Origin of the sequence: Streptomyces sp. NPDC059861 (assembly GCF_042731435.1) — a bacterium.
In the GTDB taxonomy this organism is placed as follows: domain Bacteria; phylum Actinomycetota; class Actinomycetes; order Streptomycetales; family Streptomycetaceae; genus Streptomyces.
The window spans coordinates 14,241-29,119 of sequence record NZ_JBHWJQ010000022.1 but is presented as its reverse complement, the minus strand read 5'-3'; the positions used below and the strand labels follow the sequence as shown (position 1 = coordinate 29,119).

General features: G+C 72.1%; 14 protein-coding genes and 1 tRNA gene. 9 read left to right on the top strand and 6 right to left on the bottom strand.

Annotation, left to right across the window (positions count from 1 at the left end; genetic code table 11):
- Positions 1-466: 466 nt before the first annotated feature.
- Positions 467-1,102: a uracil phosphoribosyltransferase gene (gene upp / locus ACFV6X_RS20325; RefSeq protein WP_365450029.1), complete on the bottom strand. Its 636-nt coding sequence runs from the start codon at positions 1,100-1,102 to the stop codon at positions 467-469.
- Between the two features lie 96 nt (positions 1,103-1,198).
- Between upp and ACFV6X_RS20320 the strand changes: the two genes are divergently transcribed.
- The 4 genes from ACFV6X_RS20320 (at position 1,199) to ACFV6X_RS20305 (ending at position 2,880) form a co-directional block, all read left to right on the top strand.
- Complete coding sequence (locus ACFV6X_RS20320; protein WP_365450031.1) at positions 1,199-1,402, top strand: hypothetical protein; 204 nt, start codon at positions 1,199-1,201, stop codon at positions 1,400-1,402.
- A 303-nt stretch (positions 1,403-1,705) separates the two neighbouring features.
- Entirely contained in the window at positions 1,706-2,242 is a 537-nt protein-coding gene (locus ACFV6X_RS20315) for a hypothetical protein (RefSeq protein WP_385385396.1), read from the top strand.
- Positions 2,243-2,298: 56 nt separating this feature from the next.
- Positions 2,299-2,730 (top strand): tRNA adenosine(34) deaminase TadA, encoded by a 432-nt coding sequence (gene tadA, locus ACFV6X_RS20310; protein ID WP_385385539.1) that lies wholly within the window; start codon positions 2,299-2,301, stop codon positions 2,728-2,730.
- 65 nt (positions 2,731-2,795) lie between these two features.
- Positions 2,796-2,880: transfer RNA gene (locus tag ACFV6X_RS20305), tRNA-Ser, on the top strand.
- Between the two features lie 55 nt (positions 2,881-2,935).
- On the opposite strand, the gene ACFV6X_RS20300 is transcribed toward ACFV6X_RS20305, so the two are convergent.
- The 5 genes from ACFV6X_RS20300 to ACFV6X_RS20280 form a co-directional block, all read right to left on the bottom strand.
- Positions 2,936-4,993: a copper resistance CopC/CopD family protein gene (locus tag ACFV6X_RS20300; protein WP_385385394.1), complete on the bottom strand. Its 2,058-nt coding sequence runs from the start codon at positions 4,991-4,993 to the stop codon at positions 2,936-2,938.
- A 197-nt stretch (positions 4,994-5,190) separates the two neighbouring features.
- Entirely contained in the window at positions 5,191-5,955 is a 765-nt protein-coding gene (locus tag ACFV6X_RS20295; RefSeq protein ID WP_385385392.1) for an SDR family NAD(P)-dependent oxidoreductase, read from the bottom strand.
- A complete protein-coding gene (locus ACFV6X_RS20290) occupies positions 5,952-6,425 on the bottom strand; it encodes a cupin domain-containing protein (RefSeq protein ID WP_385385390.1) in 474 nt (157 codons plus the stop codon). The genes ACFV6X_RS20295 and ACFV6X_RS20290 overlap by 4 nt, the downstream gene beginning before the upstream one ends.
- A complete protein-coding gene (locus ACFV6X_RS20285; protein WP_385385388.1) occupies positions 6,422-7,030 on the bottom strand; it encodes a GNAT family N-acetyltransferase in 609 nt (202 codons plus the stop codon). The genes ACFV6X_RS20290 and ACFV6X_RS20285 overlap by 4 nt, the downstream gene beginning before the upstream one ends.
- Positions 7,023-9,140, bottom strand: coding sequence for a penicillin acylase family protein (locus ACFV6X_RS20280; RefSeq protein WP_385385386.1), 2,118 nt, complete (start codon positions 9,138-9,140; stop codon positions 7,023-7,025). The genes ACFV6X_RS20285 and ACFV6X_RS20280 overlap by 8 nt, the downstream gene beginning before the upstream one ends.
- Before the next feature lie 92 nt (positions 9,141-9,232).
- Here ACFV6X_RS20280 and ACFV6X_RS20275 point away from each other — a divergent pair, with 92 nt between their 5' ends.
- The 5 genes from ACFV6X_RS20275 to ACFV6X_RS20255 all read left to right on the top strand — a co-directional run bounded on the left by ACFV6X_RS20275 (position 9,233) and on the right by ACFV6X_RS20255 (position 14,783).
- Positions 9,233-9,943 (top strand): siderophore-interacting protein, encoded by a 711-nt coding sequence (locus ACFV6X_RS20275; protein WP_385385384.1) that lies wholly within the window; start codon positions 9,233-9,235, stop codon positions 9,941-9,943.
- A gap of 324 nt (positions 9,944-10,267) precedes the next feature.
- Positions 10,268-11,578, top strand: a complete 1,311-nt coding sequence (locus ACFV6X_RS20270) for an ABC transporter substrate-binding protein (RefSeq protein WP_385385382.1) — start codon at positions 10,268-10,270, stop codon at positions 11,576-11,578.
- A complete protein-coding gene (locus tag ACFV6X_RS20265; protein WP_385385380.1) occupies positions 11,575-12,558 on the top strand; it encodes a carbohydrate ABC transporter permease in 984 nt (327 codons plus the stop codon). The genes ACFV6X_RS20270 and ACFV6X_RS20265 overlap by 4 nt, the downstream gene beginning before the upstream one ends.
- The gene (locus tag ACFV6X_RS20260) at positions 12,555-13,442 is read left to right on the top strand and encodes a carbohydrate ABC transporter permease (RefSeq protein ID WP_385385379.1); all 888 of its coding nucleotides are present in this window, start codon (positions 12,555-12,557) and stop codon (positions 13,440-13,442) included. Before ACFV6X_RS20265 ends, ACFV6X_RS20260 begins: the two co-directional genes overlap by 4 nt.
- A gap of 27 nt (positions 13,443-13,469) precedes the next feature.
- Entirely contained in the window at positions 13,470-14,783 is a 1,314-nt protein-coding gene (locus tag ACFV6X_RS20255) for a glycoside hydrolase family 36 protein (protein WP_385385377.1), read from the top strand.
- The last annotated feature ends 96 nt before the right edge of the window (positions 14,784-14,879 follow it).

Sequence of the window (14,879 nt, the reverse complement as noted above, 5' to 3'; positions counted from 1 at the left end):
TGAGTCCGTCTGTTCGGGCGTGTCGGCCCCGGGTGCTCGGGTGCCGGCCATGTCAGCGGGCTCGGGTGCCGGCAGTGACCCGTCTGTTCGGCGTGTGCCGTTGTCCGCGTGTCCGGGGCCGGCTGGGTTCGTCTGCGCGGGCGGTTGAGACCGGGCGCTCTGGTGCCCTGCTGTGACGGCGTCTTCGGGGGCCGCCGCTTCCGTCTGTTCGGGGGCGGGCTGAGTGCGGGCGCTCTGGCGTCGGCATGTCGGCGTGCGCGGTGATCCGCGAGGTCCGTCTGCTCGGCGCGCCGGGGGGCGACGTCCGCCCCGTCGGAGTACCGCCAGATGCCCACCGCACGCTCCGGTGGTCGTTACCGCCGCGTACTCAGGTGGCCGCAAGGCCGAGCGCCCGAGCGCGGGCTGCTGCCGCGTGCTCGGGCGCGCGGAAGGACCGTCCGCTCGGAAGGACCGTGCGTGCGTGCGTCTACTCGGCCGCGCCGTACATCCGGTCCCCCGCGTCGCCCAGGCCCGGGACGATGTAGCCGTGCTCGTTGAGGCGCTCGTCGACCGAGGCCGTCACGACCGTCACCGGGGTGCCGGCCAGCTCGCGCTCCATCAGCTCGACGCCCTCGGGCGCGGCCAGCAGGACCACGGCCGTCACGTCGTCGGCGCCGCGCTTGATCAGCTCCTGGATCGCGGCGACCAGCGTGCCGCCGGTGGCCAGCATCGGGTCCAGCACGTACACCTGGCGCCCGGAGAGGTCCTCGGGCATGCGCGTGGCGTACGTCGAGGCCTCCAGCGTCTCCTCGTTGCGGATCATGCCCAGGAAGCCCACCTCGGCGGTCGGCAGCAACCGGACCATGCCGTCCAGCATGCCGAGGCCGGCGCGCAGGATCGGCACGACCAGCGGGCGCGGGTGGGAGAGCTTGACGCCGGTGGTGGTGGCGACGGGGGTGGAGAGGTCGACCTGCTCGGTGCGCACGTCGCGCGTGGCCTCGTAGGCGAGCAGGGTGACCAGCTCGTCGGCCAGACGACGGAAGGTCGGGGAGTCGGTGCGGCGGTCGCGCAGCGTGGTGAGCTTGTGGGCGACCAGGGGGTGGTCGACGACGTGGAGACGCATGGGCACAACAGTAACCGCGCTTCGGCGCGGCCACTCCCTGGCGTCAAACCGCCCATCCGGGGGAAGGTGAGAGGGACGGATAGGGGTGGTGTGCCTATGCCTGACCTGCCAGAGCTGCCCGACCACGCGTCCCGGTCGGACGCGGAGGCGCAGGAGATCGACACGGCGCGCAGGCGTCGACGGGCGCAGTTCCTGCGGGAACTCGCCGAGGCCAGGGAACTGCGTGACCGCGTCCAGCCGCGCCGCGCCAAGGCGGCCCGCCTCCGCCGCGCGATGCGCATGCGAACGTTCCGCTGGTAGTCCGCACGCCCCGCACCTGGGTGGGAAGAACCGCGCCACGTGCGGTCGTTGACGGGGTGGGGGTACGTGGCGACGGTCGAAAGCCGCGTACGATCCGCTGGTGGCGGCAACGAGTGTGCGGATGAGTGGTTCGCGGACGTGCGATCAAAACAGCCGGACACAGCGGGCCGAAGACGTCCCCTGAACGCCTTGTTTCTGCCACGATTCCGAGTGGGTGGGGCTCGGAGCCCGAGCTCTCCCCGCCCGCAGCCTCCGCCGGGGGGACCCCCAACCGGCACGCCTAAGACCAGTGGGAGAGTCACGGTGTACTTCGCCGCACTGCTCGCGCGCACCGAAGACGGGTGGGAAGCGAGCGACACAGAGCTCGACGACGTGGAGACCCTGTCGGATCTGGCCGACCTGGCCAGGGAATCCACTCCCGACGACGACACGGTGCTCGTCCTGATCGAGCAGGAGGACGCCTGGTTCGGCGTCGTCCGCATCGATGGTGAGGACGACCCTCGTATCTACGTCTCGGACGCCGCCGCCGCTGCCCGCAGCAGCTACGGCGAGATCCTGCTCACCGACGAACTGCTCGGCCGGGATCCCGCCGACGACGGCAACGACCTGGACGCCCTCGACCTGGACGGCACCGAGGACGGTGAGACCGACGGGGACGGCGAGGACGGCGAGGAGGACGGCGGCTCCGCCGACGCCGTGCCGCACGGCCCGGTCGGCGACGTCGGCATCCTCGACGACCTGGGTGTCACCAAGAAGGAGTTGCTGTCGCTGTCGGCGGACGCGGTCACCGAGATCGCCGACGCCCTCGGCGCCTCGGAGACGCTGGAGACCGTCCGCTGATCCCGTCGGCTCCCCGTACGACCCCGGATCCTGTGCGTGACCCCTGGCGGGCCGCGATGCGGCTCGCCCTGGACGAGGCCGGGCACGCGGTCCGGGGCGGTGACGTCCCCGTCGGCGCGGTCGTCCTCGCCGCCGACGGTACGACCGTGCTCGCCGCCGGACACAACGAACGCGAGGCCACCGGCGACCCGACCGCGCACGCCGAGGTCCTCGCGATCCGGCGGGCCGCGGCCGAGCTGGGCGAGTGGCGACTGACCGGCTGCACGCTGGTGGTCACCCTGGAGCCCTGCACGATGTGCGCGGGCGCCCTCGTCCAGTCCCGCGTGGACCGGGTCGTCTACGGCGCCCGCGACGACAAGGCCGGCGCCGCCGGCTCCCTCTGGGACGTCGTCCGCGACCGCCGCCTCAACCACCGCCCCGAGGTGATCGAGGGTGTGCTCGCCGAGGAGTGCGCCGGGCTGCTCATCGAGTTCTTCCGGGACCGCTGAGGGCCACTGCGAGGCGCCGGAAACGGATTTCGGAGCATGCCCCACCTTGCTGTAAGGTCTCCCTCGGTAGCGTGTCCGAGCGGCCGAAGGAGCTCGCCTCGAAAGCGAGTGTGGCGCAAGTCACCGAGGGTTCAAATCCCTCCGCTACCGCTCTTGGCCGAAGGGCCCGGTCCGATGGACCGGGCCCTTCGTGCTGCTTCCGGCGTCAGCCGACGCGGACGTTCTTCTCCACCGTGACCTGGTCGATGTCGGTCGTACGGACGGTGATCTTCATGGTCCAGACGCCGGGCAGCGGGAGCCGGAGCTTGTCCGTGCCCCAGTAGCCGCCCCGGTTCTCCAGCTCGGCGTCGATCGGGCCGACGTCCTGCGCGCGCAGGGTGAAGGTGAGGCGCACCTCGGGGACGGTGACGATGCCGCCGTCGGGGCCGAAGACGACGGCCTGCACCTGGTTCTGACCCACCCGGCCCGGGGCGAGGTCGAGCTGCACCTTGCCGTGGCCGTTCGGGGTGCCCACGTCGAAGGGCACCATGCTGCTGGAGGCCGTGGGCCGGCCGGCTTCGGCGGCCTCCGTCCGTGCCGCGGCCGACTCCGTGGCGGCCCGGCCGGGCAGGGTGATGGTGAGCAACGTGGTGATCACCAGGACCAGCACGCCCGTCACGAACTCGGCGAGCACGGAGCGGCGCAGGGCCCGACGGTGGTGGTAGTGCCCCGCGGTCGGCGCGGGGACCGGGTCCCGGTCCTGGCCGGTGGGGTGCTCGTCCCGCGCGGCGGCGTCGGCGCGCGCGGTGGCGTCGGCGTGCGCGGACCCGGCGGGGTCTCCCACCGCCGCGCCCACCGCCCCGCCCGCCTGGCCCGCGCCGGCCTGGCTCGCAACCGCACCCCCGCCCACCGCCCCGCCAGCCTGACCCGCGGCAGCCGGACTCGCGGCCGACTCGCTCGCAGCCGCACCTGCGCCCACCGTCTCCAGCACCCGCGCCTCGGCCTCCGCCCGCGCCGGTTCCAGCTCCGCCCAGCGCCGTGTCCACCGGCGGGAGAAGCCCGCCGCCGCCAGCAGCAGGGCCACCGCGGCCACCTTGGCGAGCAGGATGCGGCCGTACGTCGTGCCCGTGAGGGCGTCCCAGGAGCCCAGGCCCCGCCAGGACTGGTAGACGCCGGTGGCGGTGAGGACGGCCACCGAGGCGAAGGCCAGCCGGGAGAACCGGGTGACGGCGGCGGACGTGAGGTCGTGCGGGGCGCGGTAGAGGACGGTGAGCAGGGCCGTCAGACCGCCCAGCCAGACCGCCATGCCCAGCAGGTGCAGCACGGACGACGTCATGGCCACCGGCACCTGGATGCCGGCGGAGGCGTGTTCGACGGCGGCCCAGGTGAGGGCCAGCGCGAGGCAGAGCGCGATGCCGGGTGCGGGGTGGGCGGTACGGCGGGCCGGGTGGCGTACCAGGACGAAGGCCGCCGCCAGCAGCGCCAGCCGGATCAGCAGCGCCAGGCCGGCTCGGGTGGTCAGGGTGGCGCTGAGGACGGCCGGGTCGAGGGCGTCTGTCAGGCCCGTGCCGCGTTCGTAGGGGCCGCGAAGGAGCAGCAGGGCGGCCGTGGAGATCGCGAGGGTGAGCCAGGCGGTGGGGAGGAACCGGCGCAGGGCGGCGCTGGGGCCGCCGAGGACGGCGGACGTGAACACCGCGACGCCGATGAGGAGCGCCAGGCCTCCGTACGCGGCGTAGCGGGCGATGTTGTAGAGCGAGGCGGTCGCCGGGTCCTCTGTCGGACCGGTCACCGCGGCGGTCGTCGCCGACGGCTCACCGACCGAGAAGATGAACGCGCCCGAGACCGGATGGCTGTCCGCCGAGACGACCCGCCAGGCCACGGTGTACGTGCCGTCCGCCAGGCCGGTCGGGAGGCCGACCCGGACGGTGTCGGCACGGTCGCCGGGGTGCGCGGCGCCGCCCGTGTCGACCGGGCGGTTCTCCGGGTCGATCACCCGGACCGAGTCGTCGAGGAGCCCGACGGACTCGGTGAAGGTCAGGGTGAGGTGGCGGGGGGCCGAGTCGAGGACGGCTCCGTCGCCGGGGTCGGTGCGGCCGAGGGCGGCGTGCGCGGACGCGGGGGCCGCGCCGCCGAGGAGGAGCAGGGCCGGCACGGCGACCAGCAGCAGCGGCCGCCGAAGTCGCCGGAGGAGCCCGGCTGGTGGGAAAGCCTCGCCGTCGCTGCCGTCGCTGCCGTCGCTGCCGTCGTCGCAGCCATGCCGTGCTCCGCCGTCGCGCATCCCCATCGCTTCTCCGTCGTCGGATCTGCTTCCGGGATACGTACGGACGCGGGGCCCGATGTGCTCATCCGGAGGACATACGGATACGGGAGCCGATGTGCTCAGCCGGGAGCCGTAAGGACACCGCGCTCACCTTTGGCCCCCGCAGTTCCGTCAAGCGCGGACCTGCGCAGGCCCGCACCTCACCACGCCGCCCCGCGCCCTCACCACGTGGGCCGTGCCGTGATCCCGCCGTCCACCACCAGGTCGTGCCCCGTCACCCAGGACGCCAGGGGCGAGGCCAGGAACACGCACGCGTCCCCGATGTCCTCCGCCCGCCCCAGCCGGCCGAGCGGCACCGCGCGCTGCCAGCGCTCCACGCCCTCCGGCCAGGCCTGCGCCAGCCCTTCCCGGTCGATCAGGCCGGGGGAGACGGTGTTCACGCGGATGCCGTGGCTCCCGTACTCCAGCGCCGTCGAGCGGGCATGCATCACGACCGCCGCCTTGGAGGCGCAATAGTGCGCGTGTGCCGGTGCCGGTGCGCTCGCCTCGATGGAGGCGATGTGCGTCACCGAACCCCCTTCGCCGCGCTCCCGCATGACCTCGACGGCCGCCTGAGTGCACGCGAAAACGCTGGTCAGGTTGGTGTCCACGACCGTCCGCCAGTCGGTGGCGGTCATCCCGGCGAGCTCCTGCACGGGTTGCACGGCGGCGTTGTTGACCAGTGCGGTCAGCCGCCCGGCACCCCATGCGGCGGCCTCGCGCACCACCCGCCGGCACTCGTCCTCGTCGGCGAGATCGGCCTGGAGCACGACGGCCCGGCCGCCCAGGTCCTCCACCAGCGACGCCACCTCACGCGCCGGCTCCACCGACGTACGGCAGTGCACGGCGACCGCGGCGCCCTGCTCCGCGAACCGCAGGGCGATGCCCCGCCCGATGCCGCCGCCCGCGCCCGTGACGAGGGCGACCTGGCCCTCCAGCAGCCTCATGGCCGGCACAGTTCCACGATCCGGTCGGCCGCGTCAGGGTGGCGGGCGGTCAGCTCGGCGGCGTCGCCGTGCTCGTACCCCTCGTGGGTGAAACCGGGCGCCATCGTGCAGCCGAAGAACGTCCAGGAGCCGCCCTCGGCGACCCGCCCGCCCATCCAGGTGCCGGCCTCCACGGTGAACTGCGGGTGTTGGCCGCCGAGCACGTCCGGTCCGAGGACGGCCGTGCGGGAGGTGCCGTCGGGGGCGAGGAGCAGCAGCTCCAGCGGGTCGCCGAGGTAGAAGTGCCAGACCTCGTCGGTGGGCAGGCGGTGCAGGGCGGAGTAGTCGTCCCGCCGGAGCAGGGCGACGATGGCGGTGCCCTCCGGGCGCCCGTCGGGGCGGTCCGGTCCGGCCCAGGTCTGCCGGAACAGGCCGCCCTCGCGCGGGATCGGCTCCATGGCGTAGTGCGCGACAAGCTCTTCTGGAGTCACGCCGGGCAGGCTACCGGCCGGAGCAGGAACGCCAGTTGAGCGTGCTTCTCCGGCAGGTGCACGTCGGGCAGATTCACCTCCGGCAGTACGACCTTCGGACCGGCCACGAACCCCAGTCTCAGGAAGCGCTCGATCGCCTTCTCGTTGCGCACGTCCGGGTCGACCACGACGCGCCGGCGGCCCAGGACGAGCCACACGTACGCGGCCGCGGCACCCATCAACGACGCCGTCCAGCCGAGGCGGGATCCCCCGGCTCCGGCGGGCGCGAGGAGCAGATGGACGCCGATGTCGCCGGGCCGGACGTCGTAGCACTCGCCGACCCGGTCCGCCTGCGGCTCGTAGGTCTGGAACAGGGCGACCGGTTCGCCGTCCTTCACCAGCAGGTACGCGTGATGGGTGTCGAGGGTGTCCATGTGGGCGTAGATGCCGGCCACCTCGTCCTGGGTGAGTCCGTTCATGCCCCAGAAGACGGCGCGTTCCTGGCTCACCCAGCCGTGGACCACCTCGGCGTCGCCCTTCGCGTCGAGGGGCAGCACGCGTACGGTGCCGAAGCCGTCGACCACCTCTTCGTGGACGGCGGCGCGGTCGGCGTACGGGTCAGTCATCGTCGGTCTCCTTGGTGAGGCGGGCCCAGTCGGTGACGACCGGGACGAGGTCTCCCCTGGTCCACAGGGGGAGTTGGTCGCGGTGGTGCGCCGAGCCGGGCACGCCGGACGCGCCCAGCGGCACCACCCACAGGCTGTCCTCGCGCCGGGCCAGGTCCCAGACGTAGCGGGCGGCCGGGCCGCGCGCGGCGAGGTCGGTGAGGCCGGGGACGGCGGAGGTGCACAGCACGCAGTCGTGGTCGCCGGACAGGGCCGGCTCGGCGTACGTGTCGGTGGAGCAGGGCGTGCCGGGCAACGCCCGCCAGGGGGCGAGGCGGTGGGTGTCGCCCCATGTGCGGCCGGCCGGCGCGGCCGCGGCCTGCGCCGCGACCTCCTCCAGGGCCGCCCGGACGATCGCCGGGCGGTCGATGCCGTACAGCTCCTGGGCCGTCAGCAGGTTCTCCAGGGCGAACGCGGTCCGTCCGGTGAGCCCCAGCCAGGGGAGGAGGACCTCCGGGTAGGCGGGCGGCTCGGTCAGCGCGGCGAACGCCGGGTGGGCGACCAGGCGGCGGACGACGGCGCTGCGGACGGCCGCGTAGGCGGCGGCCGGTTCGCTCGTGGCGTCCATGCGGCGGTCCCAGCGCAGCAGCCGCTCGCGCAGGGCGGCGGCCTCGGGGGCGAGGCCGTCGAGGGCGGCGAGGAGGGAGAGGAGGGGCGCGGCGGAGGCGAGGTGGGTGTCCATGTGGATGGCGGACATGTCGGCCGCCGACCACTTCCGCTTCTCGTTCAGCAGCGCGGTGATCCGGGCGACGCGGTGCGGCGGGGCGAACTCGACGCCGAGCGGGGCGGACGGGCCGCGCTGGTTGGCCATCACCGCGATGCCGTCGGTCAGGCCCGCGCGGGGTGTGCCGTGCCAGCCGCGCCACTCGTGGCCGGGCTCCCAGGCGGGCACGGTCCGGACCCTGTTGGCCTCGGCCCGCACCGGCACCCGGCCCGCGACCCGGTGCAGGGTGCCGCCCTCGGTGTCGGCGGCCTGCACGACGTTGACCGGCTCCACCCAGGTGTCGAAGGCGCGATCGACGTCGGCGACCGTGCGGGCCCGCAGCAGCGGGAGCAGGGTGGCGAAGCCGGCGTCGGCGAGGACGCGGGGCGGGTGGCGGAGGCTGAGGGCGAGCGGGGGCTCGGGGTCGTCCGGGAGGAGCGTGCCGTCGTCCAGGCCCTCGGGCCCGCCGGCGATCACCGGTCCCCGTTCGGTCTCGATGACCTCGACCGGCACCGGCTCCGCACCGCGCACCTCGACGAACTCGGTCCTCCGGCAGGCGCGTTCCCATCGGCCGTCCGGGCCGAGGGCCTCCACGCCGGCGCCCGTCCGGCGCAGCCGCTCCCGGTAGAGGTCCTGGTAGTCGGCCATGGCGTTGGTGATGGCCCAGGCGACCGTGCCGGTGTGGCCGAAGTGGGCCGTGCCGGGGACTCCGGGCACGGCGAGGCCGACGACGTCGAACTCGGGGCAGCTCAGGCGTATCTGCTGGTACACGCCGGGCTCCTCGATGAAGCGGTGCGGATCTCCGGCGATCACCGCGTGCCCGGTGACGGTCCGCTCCCCGGCGGCCAGCCAGCCGTTGCTGCCGGAGGTGCCGGGGCCGTCCGTGGCGAACAGCGCAACCGCCTCCGGTCCCAGATGCCGGATCACCTCCTCGCGCCAGAGCTTCGCCGGGAAGCCCGCGAAGAGGATGTGCGTGGCGATCCAGACAGCGAGCGGGGTCCACGGCTCCCAGCGGCCGGGGGCGAGGCCCGCGTCGGCGAACTCGGGAGTACGGCTCGCGCCCTGCGCGAGGCCCTCGTTGACGCCGTCGACGTAGGCCCGGACCCAGTCGGCCGTGTCGGGGTCCAGGGCGTTGAAGGAACGTTCCGCCGTGTCCGTCAGGCGCGCCCGTCTCGCGAGCACGTCCCAGGGCACGGCGGCCGTACCGAGGAAGGAGGCGGAGGTGCCCTGGGCGCGGTGGCGTTCGACCTCGAGCTGCCAGGCGCGGTCGTGGGCCGTGACCCGGCCCTGGGCACGGGCGAGTTCGCGGGCGTCGGTGGCGCGCAGGTGGGGGATGCCCCAGGCGTCGCGGTAGATCTCGATGGTCACCTGGACATCACCCTGTCATTCCTTCAGCCCTTTAGGTTAGGCTTCCCTAAGTAAGTCGTGGCGGAATGGTACGCGAAATGTGAAGGAGCGCCATGGGGCAGGGGCACGGTTGGCAGGGCGCGGTCCTGAAGCTGATGGGCGCGAAGGACTTCGTCCTCACCGTCACCGGCGCCGAGGACGTCACGCCGGAGTACCGGCGGGTGCACTTCACCGACGGAGGCCTGCTCACGGCCAACGGCGTTCACCCCACGATGTGGGTCCGGCTGTGGTTCGACAACGCGGGCAAGTCGCACCAGCGGGCGTACACGCTGGTCGACGCGGACCCCGGGACGAGCACCTTCAGCCTTGAGTTCGCGCTCCACGAGGGGTGCGCCAGTGACTGGGCGCGGGCGGCGAAGGAAGGCGACACCATCGAGGCGACGGTCCAGGGCACGGGCTTCCAGCATCCCCGGCCCGAGCCCTCGCACGTCTTCGCGATGGGCGACCCCGCCTCGCTGCCCGCGCTCAACTCCCTCCTCGACGCGCTCGGTTCGGCACCGGCGACGATCTGGTTCGAGGGTGAGCTGGACGGCCTGCCGTGCCGCGCGGACACCGACCGGCACGAGATACGCCAGTTGCCCCGCCCGGGCCTGGTCGACGACGTGCGGGCCACGCTGCCGGCGCTCCTGGCGGCCACCGCGGACCCGTACGTCTGGATCGCCTGCGACGCCGCGACGACCCGCACCCTGGCGTCGTACGTCCGCAAGGACCTGTCGGTCCCGAAGGAGCGGATGCACGCGCTGGGGTACTGGCGGGCGACCTGACACCACCCACGTGACCGCACGACCCGGGGCCGGCCTCCAACCGGCCCCGGGTCTTTCGCGCTTCCGGGCAGCTCTTCCTCGGGCCGGCCGCCTTTCACTTCCAGGGCCGTTGAGCGGCCGGTCGTGTTGGTTTCTGTGAAAACCCCTGGCAGGCCGGGCTGTTGACCCTCGACGTCACGGTCACGTTTCCACAAACTACGACGTCATCCCTTGACGTATGCCCGGACATGCGGCTGTTATTACGCCACCTTCGTGTTCGGTCAGGTTGGTTTCTGATTGGTTTCGACCAATTTTCGGACCGGACCCCTGTCCCCAGGAGCCGTCATGCGCAGAACCCCTTCCGGTCTCACCCTCCCCGGCCCGAGCCGCCGCACCCTTCTGCGCGGCGTGGGCGGCGCGGCCGCTCTCGGCGCCGGCATACCCCTGCTGAGCGCCTGCGGCGGCAGCGGTGCGGCCGCCGACCCCAAGACGGTCACGCTGGGTTCGAAGGCCTCCGACCCGGTGCCGAAGAAGGCGTACGCGGACGTCTACGCGGCCTTCCGGAAGCAGTCCGGGCTCACCGTCGACGTGAACACCAAGGACTCCAACACCTTCCAGGAGCAGATCAACTCCTATCTCCAGGGCACGCCCGACGACGTGTTCACCTGGTTCGCCGGCTACCGGATGCAGTTCTTCGCGGCCAAGGGCCTCGCCACCCCGATCGACGACGTGTGGCAGAAGATCGGCGGCAACTTCCCCGACGCGATGAAGGCGCTCAGCAAGGGCGAGGACGGCAAGTACTACCTCGTGCCGCTCTACACGTACCCCTGGGCGATCTTCTACCGGAAGAGCGTCTTCGCGGAGAAGGGTTACGAAGTCCCCACCACCTGGGACGACTTCATCGCGCTGTGCAAGCGGATGCAGAAGGACGGCCTCGTCCCGATCGCCTTCGGGGACAAGGACGCCTGGCCCGCCCTCGGCACCTTCGACCAGATCAACTTCCGCAAGAACGGCTACGACTTCCACGTCGACCTGATGGCGGGCAAGGCCTCCTGGACCGACGCCAAGGTCCGCGCCACCTTCGACCTGTGGGCCGAGATCCTCCCCTACCACCAGGAAGGCGCCATCGGGCGCACCTGGCAGGACGCCGCCCAGACGCTGGTGTCGAAGAAGGCCGGCATGTACCTCCTGGGCACCTTCGTCGCCCAGCAGTTCACGAACGAGGCCGACCTCGCGGACCTCGACTTCTTCGCCTTCCCGGAGATCGACCCGGCCTACGGCCAGGAGACCGTCGAGGCGCCGACCGACGGCTTCATGATGAGCAGGAGCCCGAAGAACAAGGCGGGTTCCGTCGAGCTCATGGAGTACCTGGGCAGCCCGGCCGCCGAGGAGATCTACCTCAAGTCGGACCCGAGCGTCGTCGCCGCCTCGACGAAGGCCGACACCTCCTCGTACACCCCGCTCCAGAAGAAGGCGTACGAGATGATCGGCGCCGCGAAGAACCTGACGCAGTTCATGGACCGCGACAGCCGACCGGACTTCACCTCCACGGTGATGCAGCCCGCGCTGCAGAAGTTCATCCGCGACCCCAAGGGCGTCGACGGCCTGCTCTCGTCCATCGAGCGCCAGAAGAAGACGATCTTCGCGTCCTCATGACCACGGAACTCACCAAGGAGAACCCGGAGGCGGCCGACGCGCCGCCTCCGGGCGCCGCCCCGGTCGAGCGGCGGAAGGTGCCCACCGGCCACCGCCGCCTGCTCACCCGCCGCGACCGGCTCACGCTGGGCCTGATGGCGACCCTGCCGACGGTCCTGCACATCGCCCTGGTGTGGATGACCGCGCTCGCCTCGATCGCGCTCGCCTTCACCACCTGGGACGGCATCGGTTTCGACTCGATCCACTGGGTCGGGCTGCAGAACTTCAAGGAGCTGTTCGAGCAGAACCCGCAGTTCTGGCCGGCCGTCCAGCACAACGTCGTCTGGTTCGTGGTGCTGATCGTGATCCCGACGCCGCTCGGCCTGTTCCTGGCCGTGCAGCTGGACAAGCGGATCCGGTTCAGCCGCGTCTACCAGACGGCGTTCTTCCTGCCGGTGGTGCTGTCCATGGCCGTCATCGGCTTCGTCTGGCAGCTCGTCTACAACCCCGACACCGGCCTGATCAACAGCGTCATCGGGGCCAACGAGCCCGGCAAGTACATCGACTGGATCGGCGACCCGGACCTCAACCTCTGGGCGGTCCTGGTCGCCGCGTCCTGGCGGCACACCGGCTACATGATGATCCTCTACCTGGCCGGCTTGAAGGGCGTGGACCCGACGCTGCGCGAGGCCTCCGCGATCGACGGGGCGGGCGAGTGGCAGACCTTCCGGAACGTCGTCTTCCCGGCGCTGCGCCCGACCAACACGATCGTCCTCGTCGTCACCATCATCGAGGCGCTGCGCGCCTTCGACCTCGTCTACGTCTTCAACGGCGGCGCCGAGGGCACCGAGCTACTGTCCATCCTGGTGACCAGCAACATCATCGGTGAGTCCAGCCGTATCGGATACGGATCGGCGATCGCGGTCGTCCTGCTGCTGATCTCGCTCGTCGTGATCATCCCGTACCTGGTCAGCACCTTCCGGAAGGAGCGGCGGGCATGAGCGCCACCACAGTCGTCCCGAAGAACCGCGCCCCGATCCGCCCCGGCCGCGTCCTGCTGCACCTCGTCCTCGGCACCATGGCGCTGGCCTGGCTGGCCCCGCTGCTCTGGGCGGTCTACGCGGCCCTGCGCCCGTACGCCGAGACCAGCGAGAAGGGATACGTGTCCCTTCCGGACACGCTGAGCCTCGACAACTTCACGAACGCGTTCACGCAGTCGGACATGACGCACTACTTCGTGAACACGCTGGTGATCGCCGTCCCGGCCGTGCTGGTCACCCTGTTCCTGTCGTCGATGGTGGCCTTCTACGTCAGCCGCTTCGACTTCCGGGTCAACCTCGCCCTGCTGCTGGTCTTCACAGCCGGCAACCTGCTGCCCCAGCAGGTGATCATCACCCCGCTGTACCGCCTCTACCTCCTGGTGGACCTGCCCGGCGTCACCATGAGCGGCAAGCTGTACGACTCCGCCCTCGGCCTGGTCCTCATCCATGTGGCGTTCCAGTCCGGCTTCTGCGCGTTCGTGCTGAGCAACTACATGCGCTCGCTCCCGCACGAACTGACCGAGGCCGCGCTGGTCGACGGCGCGTCGGTGTGGCGCCTGTACTGGCAGATCACCCTGCCGCTGTGCCGCCCGGCGATGGCGGCCCTCGCGACCCTGCTGTCCATCTGGATCTACAACGACTTCTTCTGGGCCCTGGTCCTGATCTCCACCGGCGAGAACATGCCGATCACCTCGGCGCTGAACAACCTCTCCGGCCAGTTCTTCACCGACCCCAACCTGGTCGCCGCAGGCGCCCTGCTCACCGCCATCCCGACACTGATCGTCTACTTCCTGCTCCAGCGGCAGTTCGTCAGCGGCCTCACGCTCGGCGCCAACAAGGGCTGACGTCCGCCTTTTCGAGAGAGAACCACCGTGTCCCACTCCTTCACGCCGCTGGCCTCCGTGCCCGTGGACGTCTCCAGAGCCCGCGTCCACGAGGAGGGCTGGCAGTCCTGGAGCCCCAGCGGGGCCTATCCCCTCACCGGTCGGCCGTACCGCCCGACCAACGCCAACTGGGCGACCGTCTGCTACCGGCCCGGCGTCACCGCGCCCGCGGGGACCTTCCAGGGCGAGGGCCTGCTCGCCCTCGACCCGGGCGACGGCACCCCCGTCCGCCTGTGGGCGGCGACCGACCCGGCCCGCGAAGTCCCCTCGATCCGGCTGACGGTGACGGACGGCACGGCGGAGGTGAGCGCGGACGGCCGGGTGAAGGAGTGGACCGGCACGCACATCCAGTCGGTGCTGGCGGACTGGGCCGCGGCCCTCGGCCTCGCCGTCCCGCGCCCCGCCCCCACCGTGTGGTGCTCCTGGTACGAGTACTTCACCGCCGTCACCGAGGACGACATCCACGAGAACCTCCGCGCGATGGACACCCTCGACCTGCCCGTCGACGTCGTTCAGATCGACGACGGCTACCAGAGCGCACTCGGCGACTGGCTCACCCTCTCGGGCCGCTTCCGCTCCCGCGAGGGCATGGCGGCCGCGATCCGCGCCAAGGGCCGCCGCGCCGGCATCTGGACGGCCCCGTTCCTGGTGGACCCGGCGAGCGCCCTGGCCGCCGAGCACCCGGCCTGGCTCGTACGGTCCGAGGACGGCGCCCCCTTGCACGCCGGCCGCAACTGGGGCCACGACCTGCACGTCCTGGACAGCACGCACCCCGAGGCGGCGGCGTACCTGACGGAGGTCTTCCGCACCCTGAGCGACGAGGGCTACGACTACTTCAAGGCCGACTTCCTCTACGCGGGGGCGCTGGACGGCGTGCGGCACGCGGACGTGGACGCGCTGACGGCCTACCGCTCCGGCGTCGAGCTGATCCGCGAGGCGATCGGCGCGGACGCCTATCTGCTGGGCTGCGGCGCGCCGATGCTGCCGTCGATCGGCCTGTTCGACGCGATGCGGGTCAGCCCCGACACGGGACCTCACCGCCGCCCCGAGGCCGGCGACTACAGCCAGCCCGGGCAGGACCCCGCCGAGTTCACCGGCGCCGGACGCCAGTGGCAGCACCGCCGCCTGTGGATCAACGACCCGGACTGCCTGATGGCCCGTCCGGCCGTCGAGACCCGCGAGCGCTGGGCGGCCCACGTGGAGGCCACCGACGGCCTGATGGCCTCCAGCGACCGCCTGCTGTCACTGGACGAGTGGGGTGTGACGACGACGCGCCGCCTGCTCGCGGGCACGGGTCGATGACACGGGAGTGACGGCACTGGTCCGCAGCCGCCACCGCCGTTCGGACGGGCGGGAGGGGGGACCAGCGTGCCGCGGTGCCCGCCCGCGCCGGCAACG

Coding starts and splice junctions, on each gene's coding strand:
- upp (WP_365450029.1), bottom strand. CDS start 1,102: ATGCGTCTCCACGTCGTCGACCACCCCCTGGTCGCCCACAAGCTCACC.
- ACFV6X_RS20320 (WP_365450031.1), top strand. CDS start 1,199: ATGCCTGACCTGCCAGAGCTGCCCGACCACGCGTCCCGGTCGGACGCG.
- tadA (WP_385385539.1), top strand. CDS start 2,299: ATGCGGCTCGCCCTGGACGAGGCCGGGCACGCGGTCCGGGGCGGTGAC.
- ACFV6X_RS20300 (WP_385385394.1), bottom strand. CDS start 4,993: ATGGGGATGCGCGACGGCGGAGCACGGCATGGCTGCGACGACGGCAGC.
- ACFV6X_RS20295 (WP_385385392.1), bottom strand. CDS start 5,955: ATGAGGCTGCTGGAGGGCCAGGTCGCCCTCGTCACGGGCGCGGGCGGC.
- ACFV6X_RS20285 (WP_385385388.1), bottom strand. CDS start 7,030: ATGACTGACCCGTACGCCGACCGCGCCGCCGTCCACGAAGAGGTGGTC.
- ACFV6X_RS20275 (WP_385385384.1), top strand. CDS start 9,233: ATGGGGCAGGGGCACGGTTGGCAGGGCGCGGTCCTGAAGCTGATGGGC.
- ACFV6X_RS20270 (WP_385385382.1), top strand. CDS start 10,268: ATGCGCAGAACCCCTTCCGGTCTCACCCTCCCCGGCCCGAGCCGCCGC.
- ACFV6X_RS20265 (WP_385385380.1), top strand. CDS start 11,575: ATGACCACGGAACTCACCAAGGAGAACCCGGAGGCGGCCGACGCGCCG.
- ACFV6X_RS20260 (WP_385385379.1), top strand. CDS start 12,555: ATGAGCGCCACCACAGTCGTCCCGAAGAACCGCGCCCCGATCCGCCCC.